This window comes from Pseudomonas sp. OTU5201 (assembly GCF_038440135.1).
GTDB lineage: Bacteria > Pseudomonadota > Gammaproteobacteria > Pseudomonadales > Pseudomonadaceae > Metapseudomonas > Metapseudomonas resinovorans.
Genome location: NZ_JASATC010000035.1, coordinates 56883 through 66151, shown reverse-complemented (window position 1 = coordinate 66151; position 9269 = coordinate 56883). Strand labels below are relative to the sequence as shown.

9 protein-coding genes are annotated in these 9269 nt (G+C 63.7%); 4 read left to right on the top strand and 5 right to left on the bottom strand.

The features are described 5' to 3' along the window. Nucleotides 1-50: 50 nt before the first annotated feature. The 5 genes from AAHM40_RS20375 to AAHM40_RS20355 form a co-directional block, all read right to left on the bottom strand. Nucleotides 51-1457 (bottom strand): ABC transporter substrate-binding protein, encoded by a 1407-nt coding sequence (locus AAHM40_RS20375; RefSeq protein WP_342246263.1) that lies wholly within the window; start codon nucleotides 1455-1457, stop codon nucleotides 51-53. 217 nt (nucleotides 1458-1674) lie between these two features. Beyond that, nucleotides 1675-1920, bottom strand: a complete 246-nt coding sequence (locus AAHM40_RS20370) for a 4Fe-4S dicluster domain-containing protein (protein WP_342246262.1) — start codon at nucleotides 1918-1920, stop codon at nucleotides 1675-1677. A gap of 133 nt (nucleotides 1921-2053) precedes the next feature. Then, nucleotides 2054-3781 (bottom strand): fumarate reductase/succinate dehydrogenase flavoprotein subunit, encoded by a 1728-nt coding sequence (locus AAHM40_RS20365; RefSeq protein ID WP_342246261.1) that lies wholly within the window; start codon nucleotides 3779-3781, stop codon nucleotides 2054-2056. Next, nucleotides 3778-4527, bottom strand: a complete 750-nt coding sequence (locus AAHM40_RS20360; RefSeq protein WP_342246260.1) for a GntR family transcriptional regulator — start codon at nucleotides 4525-4527, stop codon at nucleotides 3778-3780. The genes AAHM40_RS20365 and AAHM40_RS20360 overlap by 4 nt, the downstream gene beginning before the upstream one ends. Nucleotides 4528-4769: 242 nt before the next feature. Next, nucleotides 4770-5552, bottom strand: coding sequence for a MetQ/NlpA family ABC transporter substrate-binding protein (locus AAHM40_RS20355; protein ID WP_342246259.1), 783 nt, complete (start codon nucleotides 5550-5552; stop codon nucleotides 4770-4772). Nucleotides 5553-5838: 286 nt separating this feature from the next. On the opposite strand from AAHM40_RS20355, the gene AAHM40_RS20350 reads away from it, so the two are divergent. The 4 genes from AAHM40_RS20350 to tcyN all read left to right on the top strand — a co-directional run bounded on the left by AAHM40_RS20350 (nucleotide 5839) and on the right by tcyN (nucleotide 9159). Continuing rightward, nucleotides 5839-6840: a D-cysteine desulfhydrase gene (locus AAHM40_RS20350; RefSeq protein WP_342246258.1), complete on the top strand. Its 1002-nt coding sequence runs from the start codon at nucleotides 5839-5841 to the stop codon at nucleotides 6838-6840. 110 nt (nucleotides 6841-6950) lie between these two features. Continuing rightward, the gene (tcyJ, locus tag AAHM40_RS20345) at nucleotides 6951-7748 is read left to right on the top strand and encodes a cystine ABC transporter substrate-binding protein (RefSeq protein WP_342246257.1); all 798 of its coding nucleotides are present in this window, start codon (nucleotides 6951-6953) and stop codon (nucleotides 7746-7748) included. Next, on the top strand, nucleotides 7745-8413 hold the full coding sequence (tcyL, locus tag AAHM40_RS20340; protein WP_446731599.1) for a cystine ABC transporter permease: 669 nt from the start codon (nucleotides 7745-7747) through the stop codon (nucleotides 8411-8413). Before tcyJ ends, tcyL begins: the two co-directional genes overlap by 4 nt. Further along, a complete protein-coding gene (gene tcyN / locus AAHM40_RS20335; protein ID WP_342246256.1) occupies nucleotides 8413-9159 on the top strand; it encodes an L-cystine ABC transporter ATP-binding protein TcyN in 747 nt (248 codons plus the stop codon). Before tcyL ends, tcyN begins: the two co-directional genes overlap by 1 nt. Nucleotides 9160-9269: the final 110 nt, after the last annotated feature.

Below are 9269 nucleotides of genomic sequence, written 5' to 3'. Positions count from 1 at the left end.
CCCCCCCCCCCCCCCCGCGGGGTGCGGGGGCGGGGGAGAGGCAAGGGCTGTTAGCGCTGGGCCACCAGCTTCTGGTTGGCGCTGACGAAGTCCAGGGCCTTGCCGCCGTGCTGCTGGGCGTACTGCTCGGCCTGGGACTTGAGCAGGAAGGCGGCGAGTTCACCCTTGTCGTTGCGTACGAACCAAGCCTGGTTAGCCAGCAGCTTGATTCCGCTGTCGGCGGCCTGGGCATAGATGGCGCGGATGTCCTTGCCCTCCTGCTCCAGCTGCGCGAGTGCGGTCAGTGCAGCTTCCGGCGACGCGTAATGGCGCACCTTGTCTTCGCCGCGCACCCAGATCTGCGCCAAGCGCTTGAAGTCGGTGATGGGCTTGCCGGTGACCGCGTCGTTGGCCTTGAGCGGCAGCGGCTCATAGTTCTTCAGGGCCTTGTCGTAGTCCTGGCCCGCCGCCTCGAACGCCGCGCGGATGTACTGGTCGTCGATGAACTGGGCGGTATCCAGGCCACGGTCGGTTTTCTTCAGGAGCTTGAGGGTATCGATGGAGGTGGCCACCGCCTTGCGGTACTCGGGCTTCCAGGTGAGGTCGCGGGTCTGCAGGCCAAGGGGGCCGTGGAACAGGTAGTTCACCTCGGCCTCGATGCCGGTGACCTTCTCGATCAGCTCGCTGTACTTCTCGGGCGACTCGGCGATCAGGCGGTCGGCCTCCAGGCTGGCGCGCAGGTAGGCGGTGACGACCTCCGGGTACTTTTTCGCATAGGCCGCATCCACCAGCGCGCCGTGGAAGGTCGGCGCGTTGGCCTGGGAACCGTCGTAGATCTTCCGCGCGAAGCCACGGTTGGGGAACAACTCGGCAAAGGGCACGAAGTCAGCGTGGGCCTCGATGCGGTTGCTGCGCAGCGCGGAGCCGGCGATCTCCGGCGGCTGGGCGATGATGCGCACGTCCTTCTCCGGGTCCCAGCCCTGGGCGGCGACGGCGCGCAGCAGCATGCCGTGGGCGGTGGAGGCGAAGGGCACGGAAATGGTCTTGCCCTTGAGCTCGGCCAGCGACTGCACAGGCGAAGAAGCCGGCACGACGATGCCATTGCCGCTGCCTCGGGTGCTGCCCGACAGCACGCTGATGAACAGGCTCTGTTTGCCGGCATCCAGGTGGGCGACGCCGTTGAAGGAGCCGGGGAAGTCGGCCATGGCGCCGAAGTCCAGCTTGCCGGCGACCATCTCGTTGGTCAGCGGCGCGCCGCTGGTGAAGTTCTTCCACTCGATCTGGTAGTCGGCGTCCTGGTACTTGCCGTCATGGGGCAGGTACTTCTCCAAGAGGCCCAGCTCGCGGATGAGCAGGCCGCCGGTGGCGCAGTTGATGGTGGTGTCCTGGGTGCCGATGGCGATGCGGATGGTCTCGGCGGAGGCGGACGCGGTGGCGACGGCCAGCGCGAGGCCGGCGACGGTTGCACGAAGACGCATGGGTTTTTCCCCTCGAATCATGAGTGTTGGAATCGTCTCCGCCACAGGGCTGGGTGGTGGGAAACGAGGGGCTTTCAGGTTAGGCGTCCGGGAGTGGCCGGATGGCAGTCTTGCGTTCTTGCGTTCTTGCTCGGCGTAGGAGCCCGCTTGCTGGCGATGCGCTTGCCTGCAGATTCGCTGTTCGCCAGCAAGCTGGCTCCTACAGATCGATGCTCCGTCAGCGCAGCAGGTAGGGGATTTCCACCTTCACCGCGCCGGTCGGGCAGTCCTTTTCGCAGGGCATGCAGTACCAGCACTCGTCGAAGGCCATGTAGGCCTTCTGGGTAGCCGGGTTGATGGCCAGGAGGTCCATGGGGCAGACCTCGACGCAGACGGTGCAGCCCTTCTCGGCGATGCACTTGTCTTCGTCGATGGTCACCGGCGCGCTACTGCGGAAGAAGATGTCCTGGGGCTGATGGGCCATTTCACGATTCCTTGGAGCCTGGGGCTCTCGTTATGGGGCTCGCACGTTCAGGTAGGGTGGGCTTCAGCCCACCATTGGCTTGATGCTGGACTTCCTTGGTGGGCTGAAGCCCACCCTACAAAGCCACTCGAACCTATGCGGCTACGTCGCTCTTCACGCGCAGGCGGTCATAGGCCTGCTGCTCTTCGGCATCCAGCGGGATCAGGTAGGGTTCCACCGCTTTCTTGAAGCTGGTCATGTGGCCGTCCTCGCCCTTCTTCAGGTGGCAATGGCAGAACCACTCGGCGTCATTACGTTCGGGGTGGTCGACGCGGTGGTGGTACAGGCCCCAGCGACTCTCGGCGCGGAACAGCGAAGCGCGGGCAGCCATCTCGGCGCAGTCGCGGATCACCGCCACTTCCATGGCGCGCATCAGCTCGTGAGGGTTGCTGGCTTTCATCTGCGCCAGGTCCCGCTCGATCTCGGCGAAGCGCGTGAGGCCGATCTCCATTTTCTTGGTCACCTTGGGCGGCTGCAGGTAATCGTTGACCATCCGCCGCAGCTTGTACTCCACCTGGGCCGGCGGCAGGCCATGTTCACGCTGCAGCGGCGCGAAGACCCGCGCCTGCTCGCGCTCCACCTGTTCCGGGTCGACTTCGGCGAAGTCGCGCCCGGCCACGTAGTCCGCCGCGTTCACGCCGGCGAACCAACCGTAGGTGAAGGCGCCGAGCATGTAGTTGTGCGGCACGGCGGCCATGTCGCCGGCTGCGTACAGCCCTTTCACCGAGGTTTCAGCCTTCTCGTTGACCCACACGCCCGAGGCCGAATGGCCGGAGCAGAAGCCGATCTCGGAGATATGCATCTCGACCATCTGCTGGCGGTAGTCGGTGCCGCGGTTCGCGTGGAACTGCCCGCGACTGGGGCGCTCGTTGCTGTGCAGGATCTCTTCGATGGTCTGGATGGTTTCTTCGGCCAGGTGATCGAGTTTGAGAAACACCGGGCCGTTGCCGCCTTCGAGTTCCTGGTGGAACTCCCACATCATCTGGCCGCTCCAGTAGTCGCACTCGATGAAGCGTTCGCCCTTGCTGTTGGCGGTGTAGCCACCCAGCGGGCCGGTAACGTATGCGCAGGCAGGGCCGTTGTAGTCCTTGATCAGCGGGTTGATCTGGAAGCACTCCAGGTTCGCCAGCTCCGCCCCGGCGTGATAGGCCATGGCGTAGCCGTCGCCCGCATTGGTGGGGTTCTCATAGGTGCCCATCAGGTAACCGGAAGACGGCAGACCGAGGCGGCCGGCAGCACCGCAGGCAAGGATCACCGCCTTGGCGCGGATCACCCGGAATTCGCCGCTGCGGCAGTCGAAGCCCATCACCCCGCAGGCCGCGCCTTTGCCATCCAGCAGCAGGCGGGTGCAGACGACGCGGTTGCTGATTTCCACACGCGCACGCTTGAGCTGGCGGTAAAGCACCTTCTTGATGTCGTGCCCCTCGGGCATCGGCAGCACGTAGGCGCCCATGTGGTGGACCTTCTTCACCGCGTAGTCGCCGGTCTCGTCCTTCTCGAACTTCACGCCCCAGCGGTCGAGCTGCGAGAGGGTTTCGAAACTGTGGGTGGCGTAGGCGTAGACGGCGGCCTGATTGACGATGCCATCGTTGGCGATAGTGATTTCCTTGGTGTACTGCTCGGGCGTCGCGTGGCCGGGGATGATGGCGTTGTTCAGACCGTCCATGCCCATGCTGATGGCACCACTGCGCTTGACGTTGGCCTTGTCCAGCAGGAGCACACGCAGCTCGCGGTTATGCTCCTTGGCCTTGATCGCGGCCATGGGGCCAGCGGTGCCGCCGCCGATGACGACGATGTCGTAGTCCTGCTCTCGGGTACTCATGCCTGGGGTCCCTTCTGACGGTCGATGCGCAGGCGGTACTGGAAGGCATCGCCGCGGTAGTAGAGGTGTTCGAAATCCAGCGGGGTGCCGTCGGCAGCGTGGGTCAGGCGCTCGATACGCATGATCGGCGAACCCTCCTCCACCTCCAGCGCCTGGGTCAGGTCGCCGTCGGCCAGCACCGCGTCGATGGCCAGATCGGCGTGACCCAAGGGAATGCCGCAATCGTTTTCGAGGATCAGGAAAATGTCGCGGGTGGCGAGGTCGGCCTTCTCCAGCTTCTCCCCCACCGCCTTGGGCAGCCAGGTCAGTTCCAGGGATATCGGCTCGCGGTTGATCAATCGCACACGGCGGATTTCGGTCACCAGGCTGCCCTCTTCCACGTTCAGGCGGGCCGCCACCAACGGACTGGCCGGCACATGGCGGAAGCTGCGCAAGCGGTTGAGCACTTCGTAGCCCATCTGCGTCATGGACTCGGCCAGGCCCTGCAGGGTGCTGACGTTCTGGAAGGCCTTGGGCTTGGCCACGAAGGTGCCCTTGCCGTGGATTTTGAAGATCAGGCCTTCCTTCTGCAGGTCGCCCAGCGCCTGGCGCACGGTGATGCGGCTGACATCGAAGGCCTTGCCCAGCTCGCTTTCCGAGGGCATGCGGCTGTGGGGCGGGTAGGTGCCGTCGAGGATGCGTCCGCGCAGCAGCTCCTTGAGCTGGCTGTAGAGCGGTACCGGGGAGAGGGGAAGCAGTTCGGCCATGTTCGTTCTTCTCGTGATCCGTGACTTGTTATAACAAGTTGTGACCAGAGATTAAGTGACATAAGAACAGCATGTGAAATACCGTTATTGAATAAGGTTATGTAGGGGCGAATGAATTCGCCCCTACAAGCATCCTCGCCCCCAAGGGACTGCCGCGAAAAAAAGAACGCCGACGAAAGTACAGACTCGTCGGCGTGAGGAGGGGCGCGCTGGCCAGCGCGCCACCGTGGCTAGTTTGGCGGTCAGAAGGCCGGGACTACCGCGCCGGAATACTTCTGCTCGATGAAGGCCTTCACTTGCGGGCTGGTCAGCGCCGCGGAGAGTTTCTTGATGGCGTCGCTGTCCTTGTTGTCCGGACGGGCCACCAGGTAGTTCACGTAGGGCGAGGTGCGGTCTTCCAGTACCAGGGCGTCCTTGGATGGGTTCAGCTTGGCTTCGAGTGCATAGTTGGTGTTGATCAGGGCCAAGTCGACCTGGTCCAGCACGCGGGGCAGCAGGGCCGCTTCCAGTTCCTTGAACTTGAAGTTGTGGGGGTTCTCGGCGATGTCCTTGGGGGTGGCCAGGGCATTGCTCGGGTCTTTCAGTTTCAGCAGGCCGGACTTCTGCAGCAGGATCAGGGCGCGGCCACTGTTGCTGCCTTCGTTGGGGATGGCGATGGTGGCGCCATCAGGCAGTTCCTTGAGCGACTTGTACTTGCTGGAGTATCCGCCGAAGGGCTCGACGTGCACGCCCTGGACGATCACCAGGTGGGTGCCCTTGCCGCTGTTGAAGTTGTCCAGGTAGGGCTTGGTCTGGAAGTAGTTGGCATCCAGGTATTTCTGGTCCACCTGCAGGTTGGGCTGCACGTAGTCGGTGAAGACCTTCACTTCGAGGTCCACGCCTTCCTTGGCCAGCTGGGGCTTGATCAGCTCGAGGATTTCCGCGTGGGGTACCGGGGTGGCGGCGACGGTGAGCTTCTCGCCAGCGTTTGCGAAGGAAATGGACAGCGCGGCGGCGAGGGCGGTCAACAGCAGGGTTTTCTTCATGAGGGTCCTTTTCGATTCTGCGGCTCCGGCTGGATCTTCAGCCGCGAGCGGGTGTCGGGGTGCCCCGGTCTGGGTATGCCGGGTTGGGAGCGACACTACGGTGATTTTTTATAACCACAAAATACCTTTTTATTATTTTTATATTCCATTTTTCGCATAAAACTTCGAGACGTGATAGCGCTCACACCCTGACTGCACGGTACGTTCATGTCGCCTCTGAGAATTGCCTGCAAGGCCCCGGCTCACTAGAGTGGCAGCCTTCGCCACTGCCCACCGGACCGCCGCCATGCTCGACGCCGCCCTCGCCCGTTTTCCGCGCCTGGAACTGGTCCCCTCGCCCACTCCGCTGGAGAAGCTGGAACGGCTGTCGGTGAAGCTTGGCCGCGCCGTCTTTGTGAAGCGTGACGACATCACCCCCTTCGCCCTTGGCGGCAACAAGGTGCGCAAACTGGAATTCCTCGCCGCCGATGCCCTGGCCCAGGGCGCCGACACCCTGGTCACCGCCGGCGCCATCCAGTCCAACCATGTCCGCCAGACCGCCGCCCTCGCCGCGCGTCTCGGCCTGGGTTGTGTAGCACTGCTGGAAAACCCCATCGGCACCACCGACAGCAACTACCTCAGCAACGGCAACCGTCTGCTGCTGGACCTGTTCGGCACCGAGGTGGAACAGGTGCCCAACCTGGACAACGCCGACGAACTCCTCGTCGCCGCTGGCGAGCGCCTGCGCGCCGCCGGCAAGAAGCCGTATCTGGTGCCCATCGGCGGCTCGAATGCGCTGGGTGCGCTGGGCTATGTGCGTGCCGGCCTGGAGTTGGCCGAGCAGATCAAAGCCAGTGGCGAGACGTTCTTTGCCGTGGTCCTGGCCTCTGGCAGCGCCGGCACCCACGCCGGCCTGGCACTCGCTCTGGAACACGCCCTGCCCGGTACCCGGGTGGTGGGCGTGACCGTCTCGCGTCCGGATGCCACCCAGCGGCCAAAGGTCGAAGGCTTGCTACAACGTACCGCCGAACTGCTTGGCGTACCGGTGCCAGCCGGTCTCAAGGTGGAGCTGTGGGACCAGTACTTCTTCCCGCGCTATGGCGAGCCGAACGCTGGCACCCTGGACGCCGTGCGCCAGCTGGCCAGCCATGAAGGATTGCTGCTGGACCCGGTGTACACCGGCAAGGCCTTCGCCGGCCTTCTCGATGGCATCGCCAAGGGTGCCTTCGCGGGCAATGGCCCGGTCCTGTTCCTGCACACCGGTGGCTCACCGGCGCTGTTCGCCTATCATCCTGCGGGTACCCCGTGACACCTGCTTATTCTTATTTTGCAGCAATAAATAATTTTTAATTATTTTATTGCATATAACCAAATCCCTAGAGTTGCGCCACCTTTAGCCACCTGCCCCGTGAGGCTCATATGACATTTGCAACCCTGCGTCGCCAGTTCATCCTCGGCAGCCTGACCCTGGCGCTCGGCGCCGGCCTGGTCGGCACGAGCTCCGCCGCCGACCTGCTCCAGGACATCCAGCAGAAGGGCGCCATCAAGGTCGGCCTGGAAGGCACTTACCCGCCCTTCAACTACCAGGATGAGAGCGGCAAGCTGACCGGCTTCGAAGTGGAACTGGCCGAGGCCCTGGCCAAGGAGCTGGGCGTGAAGGCCGAGTTCCAGCCGACCAAGTGGGACGGCATCCTCGCGGCGCTGGAATCCAAGCGCCTGGACGTGGTGATCAACCAGGTGACCATCTCCGACGAGCGCAAGAAGAAGTACGACTTCTCCACCCCCTATACCGTCTCCGGCATCCAGGCACTGGTGCGCAAGGGCACCGAAGGTGAGATCAAGACCGCGGCCGACCTGGCCGGCAAGAAAGTCGGCGTGGGCCTGGGCACCAACTACGAGCAGTGGCTGAAGGACAACGTCCCGCAGGCCGACATCCGCACCTACGATGACGACCCCACCAAATTCCAGGACCTGAACGTCGGCCGCATCGACGCCATCCTGGTCGACCGCCTGGCCGCCTTCGAGATGGTCGAGAAAACCGGCGGCAAGCTGGCCGTGACCGGCGAACCCTTCTCCCGCCAGGAAGCCGGCATCGCCCTGCGCAAAGGCAACCCAGAACTGCTGGCGGCCATCGACAAGGCGCTGGCCAAGCTGAAGGCCGACGGCACCCTGAAAAAACTCTCCGAGAAATGGTTCAAGGCTGACGTGACCCAATGATCGAAACCAGCCTGCAACTTGCGCTGGATTCCGCGCCCTTCCTGTTGAAGGGCGCGGTGTTTACGGTGGTACTGAGCCTCGGCGGCATGTTCTTCGGACTGCTGCTGGGGTTCGTCCTCGCCCTGATGCGCCTCTACGGTTTCACCGCCCTGCAGTGGCTGTCGCGGATCTACGTGTCGTTCTTCCGCGGCACGCCGCTGCTGGTGCAGCTGTTCATGATCTATTACGGCCTGCCGCAGCTGGGCATCCAGCTCGATCCGCTGCCCGCGGCGCTGATCGGCTTCTCGCTGAACATGGCCGCCTACACCTCGGAAATCCTCCGCGCCGCCATCGCCTCGATCGACAAGGGCCAATGGGAGGCCGCCGCCAGCATCGGCATGAGCCGCACCCAGACGCTGGTCCGCGCCATCCTTCCGCAGGCTGCGCGCACCGCCCTGCCGCCGCTGGGCAACAGCTTCATCTCGCTGGTCAAGGACACCGCCCTGGCCGCCACCATCCAGGTGCCGGAACTGTTCCGCCAGGCGCAGCTGATCACCGCGCGCACCTTCGAGATTTTCACCATGTACCTGGCCGCCGCGCTGATCTACTGGGTGCTGGCCACCGTGCTGTCGCACTTCCAGGGTCGCCTCGAGGCGCGGGTCAACCAGCATGAGCAGGACAGCTGATGATCACCGTCCGTAACCTGACCAAATCCTTCAAAGGCCAGGAGGTGCTCAAGGGCATCGACCTGACCATCGAGCCGGGCGAAGTGGTCGCCATCATCGGCCCCAGCGGCTCGGGCAAGACCACCCTGCTGCGCTGCCTCAACCTGCTGGAAGTACCCAGCGGCGGCCTGATCAAGGTCGGCGAGATCGAGATCGACGCCAGCAAGCCGCTGAAGCACCAGCAAGGGCTGATCCGCAAGCTGCGCCAGCACGTCGGCTTCGTGTTCCAGAACTTCAACCTCTTCCCCCATCGCACCGCGCTGGAGAACGTCATCGAAGGCCCGGTGGTAGTGAAGAAGGAACCCCGCGAGCGCGCCATCGAAAAAGCTCGCCGGCTGCTGGCTAAGGTTGGCCTGGCGGGCAAGGAAGACGCCTATCCCAAGCGACTCTCCGGCGGCCAGCAGCAGCGCGTGGCCATCGCCCGTGCCCTGGCCATGGAGCCCGACGTGATTCTCTTCGACGAGCCCACCTCGGCGCTCGATCCGGAGCTGGTGGGTGAGGTGCTCGCCACCATTCGCGGCCTGGCCGAAGAGAACCGCACCATGGTCATCGTCACCCACGAAATGAGCTTCGCCCGCGACGTTGCCAACCGGGCGATCTTCATCGACAAGGGCGTGATCGTCGAACAGGGCGACGCCAAGACCCTGTTCAGTGCACCGAAGGAAGAACGCACCAAACAGTTCCTGAGCAAGTTCATCAACGGCTGATCGTCCTGCGGGGAGAACCCTTGTAGGGGCGAATTCATTCGCCAAGCAGACCGAAGGTCTGCCATTTGTATGTTCAATGGGGCAGCTGCGCTGCCCTTGGCGAATGAATT